This is a genomic window from Dietzia sp. SL131 (genome assembly GCF_026672565.1).
Classification (GTDB): domain Bacteria; phylum Actinomycetota; class Actinomycetes; order Mycobacteriales; family Mycobacteriaceae; genus Dietzia; species Dietzia kunjamensis.
The window spans coordinates 2,533,204-2,550,017 of sequence record NZ_JAPPRI010000003.1 but is presented as its reverse complement, the minus strand read 5'-3'; the positions used below and the strand labels follow the sequence as shown (position 1 = coordinate 2,550,017).

17 protein-coding genes are annotated in these 16,814 nt (G+C 71.6%); 13 read left to right on the top strand and 4 right to left on the bottom strand.

Going from position 1 to position 16,814, the window contains the following annotated elements:
• Positions 1-18 precede the first annotated feature (18 nt).
• Positions 19-369, bottom strand: coding sequence for an HNH endonuclease (locus OVA21_RS12915; RefSeq protein WP_120286044.1), 351 nt, complete (start codon positions 367-369; stop codon positions 19-21).
• A 382-nt stretch (positions 370-751) separates the two neighbouring features.
• On the opposite strand from OVA21_RS12915, the gene OVA21_RS12910 reads away from it, so the two are divergent.
• The 12 genes from OVA21_RS12910 (at position 752) to OVA21_RS12855 (ending at position 13,336) form a co-directional block, all read left to right on the top strand.
• Positions 752-2,074, top strand: coding sequence for a glutamyl-tRNA reductase (locus OVA21_RS12910; RefSeq protein WP_268092566.1), 1,323 nt, complete (start codon positions 752-754; stop codon positions 2,072-2,074).
• A complete protein-coding gene (hemC, locus tag OVA21_RS12905) occupies positions 2,071-3,087 on the top strand; it encodes a hydroxymethylbilane synthase (protein WP_268092565.1) in 1,017 nt (338 codons plus the stop codon). Before OVA21_RS12910 ends, hemC begins: the two co-directional genes overlap by 4 nt.
• 62 nt (positions 3,088-3,149) lie before the next feature.
• Positions 3,150-4,793 carry a uroporphyrinogen-III synthase gene (locus OVA21_RS12900; protein ID WP_268092564.1) on the top strand — a complete coding sequence of 548 codons (1,644 nt, stop codon included), beginning with the start codon at positions 3,150-3,152 and terminating at the stop codon, positions 4,791-4,793.
• A gap of 159 nt (positions 4,794-4,952) precedes the next feature.
• Positions 4,953-5,993 (top strand): porphobilinogen synthase, encoded by a 1,041-nt coding sequence (gene hemB, locus OVA21_RS12895; RefSeq protein ID WP_268098685.1) that lies wholly within the window; start codon positions 4,953-4,955, stop codon positions 5,991-5,993.
• A 16-nt stretch (positions 5,994-6,009) separates the two neighbouring features.
• A complete protein-coding gene (locus OVA21_RS12890) occupies positions 6,010-6,645 on the top strand; it encodes a hypothetical protein (protein ID WP_268092563.1) in 636 nt (211 codons plus the stop codon).
• The gene (locus tag OVA21_RS12885; protein ID WP_268092562.1) at positions 6,632-7,153 is read left to right on the top strand and encodes a hypothetical protein; all 522 of its coding nucleotides are present in this window, start codon (positions 6,632-6,634) and stop codon (positions 7,151-7,153) included. Before OVA21_RS12890 ends, OVA21_RS12885 begins: the two co-directional genes overlap by 14 nt.
• Positions 7,150-7,392: a hypothetical protein gene (locus OVA21_RS12880; protein ID WP_069389510.1), complete on the top strand. Its 243-nt coding sequence runs from the start codon at positions 7,150-7,152 to the stop codon at positions 7,390-7,392. Before OVA21_RS12885 ends, OVA21_RS12880 begins: the two co-directional genes overlap by 4 nt.
• 252 nt (positions 7,393-7,644) lie before the next feature.
• Positions 7,645-9,567, top strand: a complete 1,923-nt coding sequence (locus tag OVA21_RS12875; RefSeq protein ID WP_268092561.1) for an alpha/beta fold hydrolase — start codon at positions 7,645-7,647, stop codon at positions 9,565-9,567.
• An 84-nt stretch (positions 9,568-9,651) separates the two neighbouring features.
• The gene (hemL, locus tag OVA21_RS12870; RefSeq protein WP_069388627.1) at positions 9,652-10,962 is read left to right on the top strand and encodes a glutamate-1-semialdehyde 2,1-aminomutase; all 1,311 of its coding nucleotides are present in this window, start codon (positions 9,652-9,654) and stop codon (positions 10,960-10,962) included.
• Positions 10,959-11,867, top strand: coding sequence for a histidine phosphatase family protein (locus OVA21_RS12865; protein WP_268092560.1), 909 nt, complete (start codon positions 10,959-10,961; stop codon positions 11,865-11,867). The genes hemL and OVA21_RS12865 overlap by 4 nt, the downstream gene beginning before the upstream one ends.
• A gap of 3 nt (positions 11,868-11,870) precedes the next feature.
• The gene (locus OVA21_RS12860) at positions 11,871-12,479 is read left to right on the top strand and encodes a TlpA disulfide reductase family protein (RefSeq protein ID WP_120286037.1); all 609 of its coding nucleotides are present in this window, start codon (positions 11,871-11,873) and stop codon (positions 12,477-12,479) included.
• Complete coding sequence (locus OVA21_RS12855; protein WP_163376369.1) at positions 12,476-13,336, top strand: cytochrome c biogenesis CcdA family protein; 861 nt, start codon at positions 12,476-12,478, stop codon at positions 13,334-13,336. Before OVA21_RS12860 ends, OVA21_RS12855 begins: the two co-directional genes overlap by 4 nt.
• 20 nt (positions 13,337-13,356) lie before the next feature.
• On the opposite strand, the gene OVA21_RS12850 is transcribed toward OVA21_RS12855, so the two are convergent.
• Positions 13,357-14,721 carry an HNH endonuclease signature motif containing protein gene (locus tag OVA21_RS12850; RefSeq protein WP_268092559.1) on the bottom strand — a complete coding sequence of 455 codons (1,365 nt, stop codon included), beginning with the start codon at positions 14,719-14,721 and terminating at the stop codon, positions 13,357-13,359.
• Positions 14,722-14,925: 204 nt separating this feature from the next.
• Between OVA21_RS12850 and OVA21_RS12845 the strand changes: the two genes are divergently transcribed.
• Positions 14,926-15,543: a hypothetical protein gene (locus OVA21_RS12845; protein ID WP_268092558.1), complete on the top strand. Its 618-nt coding sequence runs from the start codon at positions 14,926-14,928 to the stop codon at positions 15,541-15,543.
• 26 nt (positions 15,544-15,569) lie between these two features.
• Here OVA21_RS12845 and OVA21_RS12840 read toward each other — a convergent pair whose 3' ends face one another.
• Both OVA21_RS12840 and OVA21_RS12835 read right to left on the bottom strand, forming a co-directional pair.
• The gene (locus tag OVA21_RS12840; protein WP_206472715.1) at positions 15,570-15,755 is read right to left on the bottom strand and encodes a hypothetical protein; all 186 of its coding nucleotides are present in this window, start codon (positions 15,753-15,755) and stop codon (positions 15,570-15,572) included.
• Between the two features lie 14 nt (positions 15,756-15,769).
• Positions 15,770-16,732, bottom strand: coding sequence for a WXG100 family type VII secretion target (locus OVA21_RS12835; RefSeq protein ID WP_268092557.1), 963 nt, complete (start codon positions 16,730-16,732; stop codon positions 15,770-15,772).
• Positions 16,733-16,814 lie beyond the last annotated feature (82 nt).

Genomic DNA, 16,814 nt, shown 5'->3' with positions numbered 1-16,814 from the left:
GGCCGCGACGGTGGGCGGTCACTCCTCCCGCGGCGCGTCGCGCAGGTCCCGCAGGATGGTCGCGTGCCGGAGCAGGAACGCGCCCTCGTCGAGCTTCTTGCGCCGCAGCCACCCGGTGACCTCGCTGTTGTGCTTGCTCGCGTTGCACGACGCGCAGGCCGGGACCACGTTCTCCAGGGTGTAGCGCCCGCCGCGTGAGATGGGCTGGACGCAGTCCTTCTGCAGCGCGGGCCCGGTCGCGGAGCAGTAGGCGCAGGCTTTCCACGCGTCGAGGATCCGGGCCCACTGCGGGTCGGTGAGGTCGTTGTCCACGCGGGACAGGCGCCGCTGACGACGCTTCGCGTACCGGGCGCGGGTCGCGGCGGACATGGTCGACGAGGACCTGCGGCGAGGGGGCACGGATGTCACCGTACTGCGGTCCGTGCGGTTCACGGTGCGCGCGGGAGGGCGGCCGGATATAGCATCCGCCCCTGTCACGGTTTTGTCCCGGGGTGTCAGGCGGGTTACGGTGGAGCCCGTTACGGGTCGTACGCAGGCTTGAGGCCACGGCCGTCCCGGCAGGGTGTTTCCGCCATGGGAGCGCCTTGTACGCAGCCGTGCACACCGACGGGAGACGACCGACTGTGGACCAGCGTTCCGCGAGTTCGTCCTGCGGGGCCCCGTCTGTTCTCCGACCGTCTCCTCGCCGAGTTGACGAGTTGGCATCCATTCTGGCATGGGCCCCCGAGGCCCTGGCGTCCGGGGGTCGGTTGTGAGCATTCTCCTGGTGGGGCTGTCCCATCACAGTGCGCCGGTGTCACTGCTCGAGGCGGTCGCCGTCTCCGAGTCCGAGCGCGACGGGCTCACCGAGGAACTCATCGCCGGCGAGAACGTCGACGAGGCGATGATCGTCACCACCTGCAACCGCGTCGAGGTCTACTCCGCCGTGGACGCGTTCCACCCGGCGCTCGACGACGTCGTGACCCTGCTCTCGCGCCACTCCGGCCTGGGCGCCGACGAACTGAGCCGCCACCTGTACGTGCGCTACTCCGAGTCCGCCGCCGAGCACCTGTTCTCCGTGGCCTCGGGGCTGGACTCGATGGTCGTGGGCGAGCAGCAGATCATCGGCCAGATCCGTACCGCCTACCAGTCGGCGTCCGAGATCGGCGCGGCCGGCACCACTCTGCACCGGCTCGCCCAGCAGGCGCTGCACGTGGGCAAGCGCGTGCACACCGAGACCGGCATCGACTCGGCCGGCGCGTCGGTCGTGTCCGTGGCGCTGGACCGCGCGGCCGAGATCCTCTCGGACGGCGCCAGCCGCAGTCTCGACGGACGCCGGGCGGTCGTGCTCGGGGCCGGCGCGATGGGCGGCCTGGCCGTCGCCCACCTCGGCCGCGGCGGGATCTCCCACATCGAGATCACCAACCGCACCCCGGAGCGCGCCGACCGGTTGGCCGAGATCGCCGGCGACTCCGGCACCCCGGCCACGGCCTTCCCCCTCGACGGGCTCGCCGAGGCCGTCGCCCGCGCCGACATCCTCTTCACCTGCACCGGGGCCGTCGGCACCGTCGTCACCCTGGGCGACGTGCACACCGCGCTGGCCCGCCGCGGCGACCGCGGCCCGCTCGTCATCTGCGACCTCGGCATGCCGCGCGACGTCGACCCCGCCGTCGCCGGCCTGCCCGGCGTGACCGTCCTGGGAATCGAGGCACTCAAGGCCGACCCCGCCACCTCCGCCGCCGCCGCGGACGCCGACGCCGCCCGCACGATCGTCGACGCCGAGCTCACCGCGTACACGCAGGCCGAGCGCATGGCCGGCGTCGGGCCGCTCATCGGGCAGCTGCGCGGGCGCGGTGGGCAGGTCGTCGCGGCCGAGATGCGCCGGCTCGAGTCCCGGCTGCCCGACATGGACGAGAAGGTCCGCGACGAGGTCGCCAACACCGTCCGCCGGGTCGTCGACAAGCTTCTGCACCCGCCCACGGTGCGGTTCCGGGAACTCGCCGCCCAACCGGACGGCGAGAACTACGCGGCGGTCGTACGCACACTGTTCGACCTGGACAACACGGTGGACGGTAGAAGCGAGGAGGCGTCATGAGCAGGACCCTGAAGGTGGGCACGCGGGGCAGCACCCTGGCCACCACCCAGGCCGGGCACGTCCGCGACGCCCTCATCGCCGCCGGGTACCCGGCCGAACTGGTGATCGTGCGGACCCGCGGCGACGTGGTGATGGCGCCGGTCGAGCGCATCGGCGTGGGCGTGTTCACTCTCGAACTGCGCGCCGCCCTCGAGCGCGGGGACTGCGACATCGCCGTCCACTCGTACAAGGACCTGCCGACCGCGCCCGACGACCGGTTCGCCCCCATCGCCGTGCCGCCGCGCGTCGACCCGTCCGACGTGCTCATCGCCCGCGACGGGCTCACCATGGACACGCTGCCCGAGGGCGCCCGGGTCGGGACCTCCGCCCCGCGCCGGCGCTCCCAGCTCGCGGCCCTGCGCCCCGACCTCGACCTGCACCCCCTGCGCGGGAACATCGACACGCGGATGGGATACGTCACCAGTGGCGACCTCGACGCGGTCGTCCTGGCGGCGGCCGGCCTCGACCGCACCGGTGTGGGAGAGCGTGCCACCCACCGGTTCGGCATCGACGAGATGCTCCCCGCCCCCGCGCAGGGCGCCCTCGCCGTCGAATGTCGCGCCGACGACACCGAGGCCGCCGAGGCCCTCACCGTCGTCGACCACCTGCCCTCGCGGGTCCGGATCACCGCCGAGCGCAGGCTGCTGCGCGACCTCGAGGCCGGCTGCACCGCCCCGGTCGGCGCGCGCGCCGAACTCGACGGCGCCGGACTCGACAGCGGTGGCGAACTGACGCTGCACGCGGTGGCGGCCGCCCACGACGGCTCCACCGTCCTGCGCACCCACGGCACCACCGCCACCGCAGACCACCCGGACGGACCGATCGCCGCCGCCGACGAGCTGGGCCGCCGACTCGCGGCCGAACTGCTCGACCGCGGCGCCCGTGACCTCATGGCCGCCGAACCGCCCGAGCAACGCGCCCCACTCGTACCGAGGGAATCCACGACGGCGCCACCGACCGTCACCGATCCCTGATCCCCGAACTCCCATCTCGCGCGCAGCCAGCGCGCGGCACCCACCCCACGGAGAGACGAACAATGACTCGAGCACGCACCACCCGCCCCGGAACCGTCCGCTTCGTCGGCGGCGGTCCAGGCAACGCGGGGATGCTCACCTGCCGGGCCCAAGAGGTCCTCACCGGCAACCCGCTGGTGTTCGCCGACGCCGACGTCTCGGCCGACGTGCTGGCGTTGGTCGCCACCGAGGTCCCGGTGCCGCAGGAACTGCTCGACGCGCGCCGGGCCGAGATGGACGCCGCCGTGGCCGCCGAGGACAAGGCCGAGATCAAGCGTCTCAAGGCCCTGCCCGCGCCCACCGCCGCCGACGTCCGCCCCGTTCTCGGTGAGCCCGCCGCCGTGGCCAAGCAGCTCGTCGCCGAGGCCAAGAAGGGTCGCGACGTCGTCCGTCTCGTCACCGGCGACCCCATGACCACCGACGCCACCGTCACCGAGATCGCCGCCGTCGGCCGCACCGTCGTGCCGTTCGAGGTCGTCCCCGGCGTCGCCGAGGCCACCGCCGTGCCCGCCTTCGCCGGCATCGCGCTCGGCTCCGGCTACGTGTTCGCCGACGGCCGCGGCAAGGTCGACTGGGCCGCCCTCGTCGGCTCGCCCGGCCCGATCGTCCTGCGCACCACCGGCCGGCACCTCGCCGAGGCCGCCTCCAGCCTCGCCGAGCAGGGACTCGCCGCCGGCACCCCGGTGACCGTCACCTGCTCCGGTTCGCTCTGCGCCCAGAAGTCCGCCGACGGTACCCTGGCCACCATGGCCGAGGTCGGTCGCGACATGGACGGGGACCTGGTGGTCACCATCGGCAAGTCCGCCGGTGAGCGTCACCGCCACCAGTGGTGGGAGTCGCGCGCCATGTTCGGCTGGAACGTGCTCGTGCCCCGCACCAAGGCGCAGTCCGCCGAGATGAGCGACCGCATCGCCGAGCACGGCGCCGTGCCCGTCGAGGTGCCCACCATCGCCGTCGAGCCGCCCCGCAGCCCCGCCCAGATGGAGCGCGCCGTCAAGGGCCTCGTCGACGGTCGCTACCAGTGGGTCGTGTTCACCTCCTCCAACGCCGTGCGCGCCGTGTGGGAGAAGTTCGTCGAGTTCGGCCTCGACGCCCGCGCCTTCTCCGGCGTGAAGATCGCCTGCGTCGGCGAGGGCACCGCCGCCCGCGTCCGCGAACTGGGCATCCAGCCCGAGCTGCTGCCCAGCGGCGAGCAGTCCAGCCTCGGCCTGCTCGAGGTGTTCCCGCCCTACGACGACGTGCTCGACCCCGTCAACCGGGTCCTGCTGCCGCGCGCCGACATCGCCACCGAGACCCTCGCAGAGGGCCTCACCGGCCGCGGCTGGGAGATCGAGGACGTCACCGCGTACCGCACCGTCCGCGCCGCCCCGCCGGCCGCCGAGATCCGCGAGATGATCAAGACCGGCGGGTTCGACGCCGTGTGCTTCACCAGCTCCTCGACCGTCCGCAACCTGGTCGGCATCGCCGGTAAGCCGCACGCACGCACGCTCATCGCCTGCATCGGGCCGCGCACCGCGGAGACCGCCGCCGAGTTCGGCCTGCGAGTGGACGTCCAGCCCGAGAACGCGTCCGTCCTCGACCTGGTCGACGCCCTCGCCGCGCACGCCGACCAACTTCGCGCGGCCGGCGAACTGCCGCCCCCGCGCCGCCGCGCCCGGCGCCGCTGAGCCGCAGCCCCGCCGCCCGCACCGCCAGCACCGCCTGCCCCGCCCGGCCGACCAGCCGCGCGGGGCAGGCGCGTGTTCAGGGGTCGACGAGCCCGCGTCCCGGCGCAGCGCGGGTGAGCGCCGCGCCCGACCACCGGCGACTTTCGTACAGTGGGGGTCGTGACGACACCGCCAGACGAGACCACGTCCGTTCCCGCGCCGCTGGTGCGCCCGCGTCGACTCCGCTCGACGCCGGCCATGCGCAGGCTCGTCGCCGAGACCACGCTCGCCCCGCGACAGCTGGTGCTCCCCGCGTTCGTGGCCGACGGGATCGAGGCCCCGCGCGACATCTCGTCGCTGCCCGGGGTCGTCCAGCACACCGTCGACTCGCTGAGGCGCGAGGCCGTCGCCGCCGCCGAGGCGGGGCTGGGCGGCATCATGCTGTTCGGCGTGCCCCTCGACGCGGACAAGGACGCCACCGGCAGCTGCGGCGCCGACCCCGACGGCATACTCAACCGCGCGCTGTCCGCCGTCCGCGCCGAGGTCGGCGACGACCTCGTGATCATGGCCGACACCTGCCTCGACGAGTTCACCGACCACGGCCACTGCGGTGTGCTCGGCATCGACCCGCGCGGCGAGCAGATCGTCGACAACGACGCCACGCTCGCCGCCTACAACGACCTCGCCGTCGCCCAGGCCGCCGCCGGAGCCCATGTCGTGGGGCCCAGCGGGATGATGGACGGCCAGATCGCCGCCATCCGCGAAGCCCTCGACCGCGAGGGGTACCAGGACGTCGCGGTGTTGGCCTACAGCGCCAAGTACGCCAGCGCCTTCTACGGCCCGTTCCGCGAGGCCGTCGGTTCGTCCCTGCGCGGCGACCGGCGCACCTACCAGCAGGACCCGGCCAACCTGCGCGAGTCGCTGCGCGAGGTGCAGCTCGACCTCGAGGAGGGCGCCGACATGGTGATGGTCAAGCCCGCCATGTCCTACCTCGACGTCCTGCGCCAGACCGCCGAGATCTCTGACGTGCCGGTGGCCGCCTACCAGGTCTCCGGCGAGTACGCGATGATCTCCGCCGCCGCCGAGCGAGGCTGGATCGACCACGACCCGGCCGTCATGGAATCGCTGACCTCCATCCGCCGCGCGGGCGCGGACATCGTCCTGACCTACTGGGCCCTGCACGCCGCGCGCCTCCTCGCCGACGGGTGGGGGTCCCGGTGACCCGCGGCAGCGGGCCGTGGCGCCCGCCCGCCCGGACCGGACCGGGCCCCGATGCGGGAGGCGCCACGGGGGGAGCCCCGCGCCCGGCGAGCCGCCCACCGACCCCGGCATCGCCCCGCCCGCCGAGCCGGCCGGTCCGCCGCCGGAGGAGATCCACACCGCGTGGGTGCTGTGGCTGGCCGCCGCCGCGTTCGGACTGCTCGGCATGCTGATCAACTCCGCGACCGCCAGCTTCGGGGACCTGCCCACCGCCACGCGGGACGCCTTCCGCGACGCGGTCGCCAACACCGGGTCCGCTGACGTCTCCGTCGAGAGCATGTTCTCCATCGCTCTGGCGGCCGGGGCGGTGCTGGCGCTCATCGTCGCCGCCGTCACCGTGTGGCTGGCCTTCCGGCTGCGAGCGGGCAAGGGGTGGGCCCGCACGATGCTCGACATCGTCGCCATCTTCCTCGTCGTCGACGCCGTGTCCGTGGTGATCGGTGTGTTCGGCGGAGTCGCGACCGCGGGGGAGCGGGGAGACGTCATCAGCTTCGTCGTCATCGCCCTCCAGATCCTCGCCGGACTGTGCGCCGCAGCCGCCGTGTGGCGCCAGCACAAGGCCGAGGCCATCCAGTACACGACCCCGGGAGGCGGCGCGCGTGCCGGCAAGTGAACCCACCGCCGCCCGGCCGGGAATCGAACCCGAGGGGCCGATCCTGTACGCCGAGGACGGCTGGAGCTGGGCCTGGATCCTCGCGGCGCCCGCGTTCTGCGCCGCTGCCGCAGGGTTCGAGCTCGCCACCGGCGCCCCGGTGCACTGGCTGATGCTCACCGTCTGCGCGATCGCGACCGCCCTCTGCCACGGCGTGATGATCGCCGCCACCCGCGTCCACGGTCGTGTCCGCCTGACCCCCGACGTGTACCTCCAGGGCACCGAGGAGCTCGAACTGCGCCGGATCGAGGAGGTGCTGCCCCTCCCCGCCGCCGACGACTCCGTAGCTTCGTGGGAGACGGCCCGACTCCTCGGCGAGCTGCGGGAGATGCCCCGCCGGCGGGCGGCTGTGGGTCTGCGACTCGACACCGGGGGCGAGGTCCGCGCCTGGTCCCGCGACCCCGCGGCCCTGCACGCCGCCCTGGCCGGCGCTGTCGACAGTCTCCCGCGCGAGCCGGGACCCGAGTGAACTCGCGTCGCCTCGGCGTGGCCGCGGTCGCCTGCGCTGTACTCGCCGTGGTGCTGTGGTGGTTCGCCAGGGACATCGTGACGGGCGCGCCGCCGGTCATCGACCCGCCCGTCGAGGGCAGCATCGAACGCATCCACACCGATCCCCGGCTGCTCCTGGCCGCGACCGTCCTGGCGGGGCTGACGATGGTCCTGACCACCCTCGCAGTCCTCCGGCGCGCCCCCCGGGTCGAATCCTGACAGATCTACTTCTGCCAGGGCTTTTGCGGGCGCAGCGAACGCCGCGGTAACGATCGGATGACGGTTTTCTGAGTGTGCCCGGGGCGGTGCGTCGTGGCGTCGGCCACAGGCTACATTTGGAGCGGTTCGGACGTATGTGACGCTCGTAAAAATGAGTGGTCGATGCGTCCGATTCGCCGGAGTGACGCCTACAGCACAGGGAAACGGGGATCGGTGCAGCCTTCCAGCACTTTCGTTGGCACCACCGCGGTCGTGGGAGCGATCGCACTTCTGGGATCGGGAGTGGCCTCGGCCGCCCAGGTCGAATGGCAGGACTGTACCGAGATGCTCGGCATCGAGGCCGAGTACGTCCCCGCCGGTCTCGAGTGCGGAACCGTCGAGGTCCCCGTGGACTACACCGCGCCCGACGCCGCCAAGACCCAGATCGCGCTCACCCGCATCAAGGCCTCGTCCGGCCAGGCGCGCTCCACCGTGTTCGGCAACCCCGGCGGGCCCGGCAACTACGCCCTGAACTTCTGGAGCCCGGCCCTCGACGGCGCCAACCCGGCCGGCCTGTACGAGAACCACGACCTCGTGGCCGTCCAGCCCCGCGGGCTGTACGGCTCCAATCCCATGGTCTGCAACGTGGACTACGTGGGCCCGAACACGGTCAACCCGCTCCACGACGCGTGCTACGGGACCGACCCCGAGTACATGAAGTCCATGACCACCGAGAACGCCGCCCGCGACATGAACGCGGTCCGCGAGGCGCTCGAGCTGGCAGAGGTCGACTACGTGGGCGTGTCCTACGGCACCGCGATCGGCACCGACTTCGCCACCCTGTTCCCCGAGGCCACCGGCCGTATGGTGCTGGACTCCAACACCCACCCCGACTGGCGTTGGAACACACAGGCAGAGCAGGGTGCGCTCGCCCAGGAGCAGCGGGTCAACGACATCTTCGCCTGGATCGCCGAGCGCGACGACTACTACGGCCTCGGGGACACCCCGCTGAAGGTCTTCCACTCCTGGAAGTGGGTCACCGACCAGGAGGTGGGCGGCCCCGCCAACCTCACCCCGCCGCCGGCGCAGACCGGCGACCTGCCCGTGGAGCTCCGCGGCAGCGCCGTCGAGAAGCCCGCGCTCGACGTGATCAACGGGACCGCCCCCGCCCGCGCACGCGTCGAGGGGTTCGCCCGCGCCGCCGCGCTGCAGGGGCTGACGAACAACGCCACCACCGGGCTCTACGACGCCACGGTCGGCGCCACCTACTCCGAGCAGGCCTGGCCGATGCTCGCCCACATCCTCAAGTACTACAACGACGGCGGCACCATCGCGCGTGCCGACTACGAGACCGTGGCCCTGATGCTGGCCGCGCAGGAGAACCGCTCGCCGGTGTACCGCACCGACATCGAGATGAACTCGATCATCACCTGCAACGAGACCGCTGCCCCGGCCGACCAGCTGGGAGTCATCGCGGCCAAGGCCGACAAGTACACCGGCGGCAACCGCCTCACCGCCCGCGCCGCCGTCGAGGCCGCCGGCGACGACTGCGTGGGCTGGCAGCCGGTCGCCAAGACCATCAGCCCCAACGGTGACGCCCTCGACGAGAAGCCGCTGGTGCTGCACTCCGAGGACGACGCCATCACCCCCATCGCCGGCGCGCACCGCGTGGCCGAGGCCATGGGTGGCGCACTGGTCACCGTCGGTGGCGGCGACCACGGCACCTTCCGCATGGGCAACGAGGCCATCGACAAGCTCGTGATGGAGTTCCTGGAGACCGGGGTCGCCGTGCCGGGCCACGTCGCGGGCAAGCCGTCGCCGGAGCCGCTGCCGAAGTGGGGCCAGGCCGAGCGCATCGCCGCCGCCCAGCAGGGCATGTCCGCTCCCGTCGCCGGTGCTGACGACTGGTACGGCACACATCGCGACGCCGGTACCGGCGCCGTGAACGCGGCCGGCACCGGTTCCGTCGGGGCCCCGGCGGTCGGCTCCGTCGCCGCGCCGACGCCCGCCTCGGGGTCCGTCGCCGCGCCGGCGCCCGCACCCGTACCGCTGCCCACGCCGCAGGAACTGCAGCAGCAGGCGGAGACTGCAGTCGCCGACGCGGAGAAGGCGGTACACGAGTTCGCCGGACAGGTCGACGCCGCCGCGAAGTCGCTGTTCGCCCCCCTCGCCCCGCCGGCTCCGCCGCAGGGCTGAGACCGCGAGGGGGTGCTCGCGGCCGGACTTTGAGACACTGGTCCGGTGACCTCTTCGAGTGATGCCTTCAAGACCCCGTCCGGCATGTCCGGCACCACCCGATCGGCCGAGCTCTTCGCCGAGGCCTGCGAGCTGATCCCCGGCGGAGTCAACTCCCCGGTCCGCGCCTTCAACTCCGTCGGCGGAACCCCGCGTTTCATGCGTGAAGCGCGGGGTTCCCGCATGACGGACGTCGACGGCAACACCTACATCGACCTCGTCTGCTCGTGGGGCCCCATGATCCACGGGCACGCCCACCCCGAGATCGTCGACGCCGTCCGCGACGCCGCCACCCGCGGACTGAGCTTCGGCACCCCGAACGAGGGTGAGGTCGACCTCGCCCGCGAGATCGTCGCCCGCACCTCCGTCGACGAGGTGCGCCTGGTCAACTCTGGCACCGAGGCCACCATGAGCGCCGTGCGCCTGGCCCGCGGATTCACCGGCCGCTCCAAGATCGTCAAGTTCTCCGGGTGCTACCACGGACACGTCGACGCACTGCTCGCCGACGCCGGGTCGGGCCTGGCCACGTTCGCGCTGCCGGACTCGCCCGGCGTCACCGGCGCGACCGCCCACGACACGATCGTGCTGCCGTACAACGACATCGACGCCGTCAGGGTGGCCTTCGCCAACCACGGCGACGAGATCGCCTGCGTGATCACTGAGGCCGCCGCCGGCAACATGGGCACCGTCCCGCCGCTGCCCGGCTTCAACGAAGAACTGCGCACCCTGTGCTCCGACAACGGGGCACTGCTCGTGATGGACGAGGTCATGACCGGATTCCGCGCCGGGGACCGCGGCTGGTGGGGGATCGACGGTGTCGCCGGCGACCTGACCACCTTCGGCAAGGTCATGTCCGGAGGACTGCCCGCCGCCGCGTTCGGAGGTCGCGCCGACGTCATGGCCGCCCTCGCCCCCGCCGGCCCCGTCTACCAGGCCGGCACCCTGTCCGGGAACCCCGTCGCCGTGGCCGCGGGTCTGACCTCCCTGCGGCTGGCCGACCACTCCTGCTACTACACGCTGCAGACCAACGCCGACCGGCTCGAGGCGCTGATCAGCAACGCTCTGCAGGCCGCGGGTGTCGCGCACACCATCCAGCGGGCGGGCACCATGCTCAGCATGTTCTTCTCCGAGGATCAGGTCACCGACTACGCCGGGGCCAAGGCCGCCGAGACCTTCCGCTACGCGCCGTTCTTCAACACGCTGCTCGACCGCGGCATCTACGCTCCGCCCAGCGCGTTCGAGACCTGGTTCGTCTCCACCGCGCTCACCGACGACGACTTCCAGCACATCTCCGACGCGCTGCCGGTGGCTGCGGAAGCTGCCGCCGCGGCGTCCGCCCCGGAGACGGGCCGATGAGCAGCAGCGGACGAGGACTGCGCGGGCGGCTCGCCGTCCCGTCGACGGGACCCACCTCACTGCCGATCCCCCTCCGGGGAGATCATCCCGCCCCCGCCGTGGCGCCACCGTCGCTGGGCGGGTCCGGGGCCACCGCGGCCCCGGCTGAGCCTCCCCTCGAGTCGCAGCCGGAGGGGTCCGCGGCCTACGGGGCCGAGCCGGGGACGATCGCCGCTCCGGGGCAGCCGGTCTCATCGTCGTCGACCCCCCGCGACACCTCGGCCCGCGCCGGCGAGACGCAGACGATCGTGCACCTGGTGCGTCACGGTGAGGTCCACAATCCCGAGGGCATCCTCTACGGGCGGCTGCCCGAGTTCCGACTGTCCGAGCTGGGGCGGAGCCAGGCCGAGACCGTCGGCCGGGTGCTGGGGCAGGGGCACGACATCGTGTCGATCGTCGCCTCGCCGCTGCAGCGTGCCCAGGAGACCGCGGCCCCCCTCGCCGAGGCCCTGGGACTCCCGGTGGGGATCGACGCCGACATCATCGAAGCCGACAACCGCTTCGAGGGGCGCAAGGTCGGCGGCCCCGGCGGCGCCCTCCGCGACCCGCAGTACTGGCCGATCCTGCTCAACCCGATGCGGCCGTCGTGGGGTGAGCCGTACCTGCAGATCGCGCACCGCATGATCGGCGCCGTGTACTCCACCCTTGACACCGCCCGCGGGCACGAAGCCGTGTTGGTGAGCCACCAGCTGCCGGTCTACACCACACGCCGCTTCCTCGAGGGGCGACGGCTCTGGCACGACCCGCGCAAGCGGCAGTGCTCGCTGGCCTCGATCACCTCGCTGGTGTTCGAGGGCACGACACTGCGCGACATCGTCTATTCGGAACCGGCGGGGGCATCCGACCCGTCGCAGACTGGAGCCTGAATCATGCGCAAGCCCAAGGCCGCCCTCGGCGCGCTGCTGGTGACCGGCGCCCTCGTCGGCGGCTGTGCGACCGGCGACGACGCCGTGGTGGTGGGCCCGGAGACGTTCGAGTTCGTCAGTCCCGACGGGCAGATCGAGATCCACTACGACCCCCCGGCCGAGCGCAAGCCCGTCGCCACGCTCACCGGTCCCGACCTGCTCGACCCGGACCGCACCCTCACCGTGCAGGAGGACTTCGCCGGTGAGGTGGTGATCCTCAACCTGTGGGGCCAGTGGTGCGGACCGTGCCGGGCCGAGTCCGACGACCTGCAGCGCCTGCAGGAGGAATTCGAGCCCCAGGGTGCCACCGTGTTCGGCATCAACCTGCGCGACCCCAACCGGCAGAAGCCGGTGGACTTCGTCAAGGACAACGGCATCACGTTCCCCTCGATCTGGGATCCCAGTAATGCTGCGGTCGCCGCGCTGCGTGGCTTCCCGACGTCCGTGGTGCCGGCGACGATCATCCTCGACAAGCAGCACCGGGTGGCCGCCGTGTACCTGGCCGAGATCACCGACGACGAGCTGCGCGAGACAGTCAGCGAGCTCCTCGCCGAGGAGGTCGACCAGACGTGAACCCGGAGACGATCCTGCTCGCGCAGAGCGTGGGGGAGACGTTCCAGCAGACCGTGGCCAGCGGCCCGATCCTGCTCGCATTGGGCGCGTGCATCCTGGCAGGACTCGTGTCGTTCGCCTCGCCGTGCGTGATCCCGCTGGTGCCCGGTTATCTGGCGTACCTCGCCAGCGTCGTGGGCGCCGAGCGTCCGCCGGCTACTGCTGCCGCCGCCGAACGCCAACGCGCCGCCACCGCCACGCTCACGATGGAGGAGCGCCGCACCCGACGGTCCTCGCGCGCCCGTGTGGTGGGCGCGTCGCTGTTGTTCGTTGGCGGATTCACCGTGGTCTTCGTGATGCTCAGCGCCATGGTGCTGGGCACCGTGCAGTACCTGGCACCCCAGCAGGAGCTGCTGCAGCGTCTCGGGGGCGTGGTGACGATCCTCATGGGGCTCGTCTTCATCGGCCTCGTTCCCACTCTGCAGCGGGACACCCGCATGCAGCCTAAGTCGCTGTCCACCTGGATCGGCGCCCCGATGCTCGGCGCCGTGTTCGCCCTGGGCTGGACCCCGTGTCTGGGTCCGACCCTGGCTGCCGCGCTCTCGGTCGCTGCGGGCACCGGGGTCGACGCGGCGCGCGGAGTGCTGCTGATCGTCGCCTACTGCCTCGGCCTGGGCCTTCCGTTCATCATCGTGGCGTTCGGCTCCACCTGGGCGATGCGGACCGTCGGCTGGCTGCAGAAGCACACCCGGACCATTCAGGTGTTCGGCGGCGTCATGCTCATCATCGTGGGCCTGCTGCTGCTGTCCGGCGGGTGGGCGCTGTTCATCGACTGGCTGCGCGACTTCGCCATCTCGGACACCACGCTGCCTATCTGACCCACCCACGCCGGGCGTCATCACGCCGCCTCCCGGACTGCGTCGTGGCGTCGCGTGATCGCGGCGTCGAGGTCGTGGAGGAGCGCGAACGGAAGTATCGGCGCTTCGAGTGGTGACGGTGGTGGTGGTCCGGGTTTGGGCCGTGGCGCGTCGGCCGCGCGGGGGGTTCCGGCGGGTGGGATCCACCTGACGCCCTGGGGCGCCCGCGGGTCGGGGATGGTGGACCAGCCGGTGTCGTGGATCATCGCGTGGCAGTCGCCGCTGGCCAGGGCGAGTTCATCGATGTTGGTGAGGCCTCCGGCGGCCCAGGGTCTGCCCGCGTGGTGGGCTTCGCAGTGTCGGGCGTCCTGGTCGCAGTCGGGGTGTGTGCAGCCTCCATACGCGGCGAACAGGGCCAGGCGTTGGTAGCGGGAGGCGGTGCGGCGACTGCGGAACAGTCGCAGGTCGATCTCCTTGTCGCACAGGGCCAGGAACCAGTGGTTGCCGCGGGCCATGGCCAGCGCCTGCGGCACGGGCACGCGGATCCCGCCGTCGGTCTCGCCGCAGCCGGCGAGCGTGGCGAGCTGGTCGAGGTCCACGCGGACAACGATCGCCGCCGGTGCGCCGGTTTTGGCGGCATCTGCGGACAGGGCCAGGGTCAGGGCGTGGACGAGCGCGTCGTGCATGCGTTGACCGTCGGTGCGGGTGTCCTTCTCCTCGGGGGCAGGCCACAGGCGGCCGGGCTGGCCCCAGCGGGCGTGGACTTCGCGCATCAGCGCGGCCAGTTGCGGGTCCATGGTCATCGCCGCACGGGCCATCAGGTCCAGTCCCTGGCCGCCGCACGTGACCGAGCGGCGGCGGGCTCGCTCTGCCGCGCCGCGCTCGGTGCGCCCCGGATCGGCAGCGTCCAGGAGTCGGTGCGCGTGTTCCTGGAGGCGGCGGGTCGTGCACTGGTCGGCGGCCAGGGCGATCAGCTGCGCTTCCAGGTGTGCGCGCGCCTCGTCGTCGTAGTCGTCGGGCAGGGCGGCCAGGGCGGTGTTGATGATCCTGAGGTGTCCGGCGGACAGGGCGCCGGCGGCGGTGGCGCGCATGCGGGCGGTGTCGGCGATGGCGGAGTCGTCGAGTCGGCCGCGCGCTTCCCCGGGGGCCAGGCCCAGGCCGCCGGTGAGCATCTGTCGCTCGTTGACGAACCCGATCTGCCGGGCGGTACCCGAGGTGCGGGCGGCGGCCAGGACACGGGCCTGCGTGGCCCGGATGCGGCGTTGTGCCTGTTCGAGGGCGACCAGTTCGGCATGCAGCTCCGCCGGTGACACTCCCGTCCAGTCGCGCTCAAGGTGGGAATCGAGCGCGGACAGCATGGCGCTCAGCTCACTGCTGGCCGTGGCTCCCATCCCGGTGTCGCTCATGTGTTCGATTAGATCACCCGGGTACGACACGAACGCGTCGTCCCAGTTCGCGCCGGCGAAAGGGGAACGCCGATGCCATCACCGCCGAGTGCTCGCGGACTACTCGCCCGATTGCCTCCGGGCTCAGCTGGCCTTGCGGGGGACTGCGCGAACTGGTTTGTGCAAGAGGCCTCCCACCACGATGACGGTGTCAATACTGATCACATGAACGTGGCCGCGGAGCGAGTGAGAGTGACCGGTGTGCTGACGGCAGTGCTCATCGTTGTGTCCGGGTGCGGCGACTTCGGAGGAGGTGCCGATGATGCGCCGGGGCTGGCGCCCACATCCGCCACTTCGTCGGCATTTACTGTGACCACGGCCGAAAAGGCCACCTCGCAGGAGATCGCAACACCGACCTCCACACCGCTCTACGAGACACCCCACAGTCCTGCTGCGCCGACCCCGGCGATCGTGACCGAGGGTGCTGAGTGCGGGCCCCGCGGTGCGTTGGCCGTCTTCGCTGACGGCGTGACCGCCTACTGCGCCCGTTTGCAGTACACCGACGGTGCCGCGTGGTCGCGTGACCCGCAGTTGGCGCCGAATCCGGCAGTCGAGGAGGCGATGCGGCAGTCGGGGCCACGCCTCGGTGCGCAGTGCATGGGAGCGGATATCGGCCGCAGGGCGGTCGACGCCAGTGGCGTTGCGATCCTGTGCGACAACTACGTGTGGCGTCAGGATGTCGGACAGGAACCGCGGCATCCCTGGGTTGACGACCAGGTTCGCTGGATGGAGTGCCTCGAGCAATCGACCGAAGAGGATTGCAGAGATCTTCTCGACGAGTGATCCGAGCCGGCGCCGCTGACCTCCAATCAGGCAAAGAACTCGCCCCAGATGATCACTCCGCCGATAACCGCCAGACTTCCGAAAATTTGAACGAGGACCGAGGGGTCGTTGTCCACCATGAGGCGGATGTTGTGTTTGAAGTCAGCCCAGGTCAGCGGTCTCAACCAGACCCATCGGATTTTGCGGCCATCGTCAGGTTTGTCGTCGTCCATTCGGTTCCTTCTAGTCACGGGGCGAAGTATCGGTCGAACACCGCACTTCCACCCTTCTTTCCCAAGTAGCTGCCCACGGCTGCGCCGATCCCAGCGCCCAGAATCGCGCCGAGTGGACCGATGGCACCGCCGGCCATGGCCCCGATCCCCATGCCGCTGGTGGTGCCACCGATGAGAGCGCCCGCCGTCTCCATGGACGCTTCTCCAGCAGTGGTTTCGCCTGTCGCGTATCCCTCGACGCCGTCGTAGACGGTGACGGCTGCGCCGGCAGGGCCGGCCGCTCTGCCGAGGCCGCGTAGGACGCCAGCCCACGCCTTCCCGGGGGCGTCCGCAACAGGGTTGAGCTTGTGTTTTCCACGAGTTTCGGGGTCCAGCTCGTCGGCCGATATGGGGAACCCGTAGCCGGCCGCGCCGGTCACGGCGTCGACTGCTGCAAACCATGAATGCTCTGGCCCCGGTATCGGTCGCCGGTCGACTTCTGGCGGGATCGCATCGTGGATCCGGGTGGCCACGAGGTCGATCTCGCGACCGTAGTGCTCGTCGAGCGACCGCACGGTGTCCAGGGCCATGCGGATCGTTTCGGTATGGGCGTTGACGGTGTCCTGGGTGATGTCGTCGCGGCCTGGTGCGGGGCCGACGGAGTCTTGGCCGACGACCAGTCCGGCACTGACGGCGTCCCGGACTCGGTCGCGTACCGTTTGGACTGCGGGTTGCAGCGCTGCTTCGGCTCGGGTCAGGGCGTCGGTGAGGTCCTCGAGCCCGCCCACGAGCTTTGTGACGTGCGACTTCTCGGTCTCTGCCGCGTCGAGGACCGCGTCTGCTGCGACGCCGGACCAGCCCTCGGAAAGCGTGTCCCGCCCGTCGGCCAAGGATGTCCGTAACCCTTCTGCAGTGGCACGACGGGGGGCAATGGCGTCCCCGGCGGCGGTCAGCGCGGTGGTGTCCCAGCGACTGATCTGCCCGATCGTGTAGCTCACGCCTCGCCCTTCCTGCAGCTTGTCCGTCACCAGGTACGACGTCGCGAGCCCACCGTTCGGTTCCATACCCGGCACAGAAATC

Coding starts and splice junctions, on each gene's coding strand:
- hemC (WP_268092565.1), top strand. CDS start 2,071: ATGAGCAGGACCCTGAAGGTGGGCACGCGGGGCAGCACCCTGGCCACC.
- OVA21_RS12845 (WP_268092558.1), top strand. CDS start 14,926: ATGAACGTGGCCGCGGAGCGAGTGAGAGTGACCGGTGTGCTGACGGCA.
- OVA21_RS12850 (WP_268092559.1), bottom strand. CDS start 14,721: ATGAGCGACACCGGGATGGGAGCCACGGCCAGCAGTGAGCTGAGCGCC.
- OVA21_RS12840 (WP_206472715.1), bottom strand. CDS start 15,755: ATGGACGACGACAAACCTGACGATGGCCGCAAAATCCGATGGGTCTGG.
- OVA21_RS12915 (WP_120286044.1), bottom strand. CDS start 369: ATGTCCGCCGCGACCCGCGCCCGGTACGCGAAGCGTCGTCAGCGGCGC.
- OVA21_RS12860 (WP_120286037.1), top strand. CDS start 11,871: ATGCGCAAGCCCAAGGCCGCCCTCGGCGCGCTGCTGGTGACCGGCGCC.
- hemL (WP_069388627.1), top strand. CDS start 9,652: ATGTCCGGCACCACCCGATCGGCCGAGCTCTTCGCCGAGGCCTGCGAG.
- OVA21_RS12900 (WP_268092564.1), top strand. CDS start 3,150: ATGACTCGAGCACGCACCACCCGCCCCGGAACCGTCCGCTTCGTCGGC.
- OVA21_RS12865 (WP_268092560.1), top strand. CDS start 10,959: ATGAGCAGCAGCGGACGAGGACTGCGCGGGCGGCTCGCCGTCCCGTCG.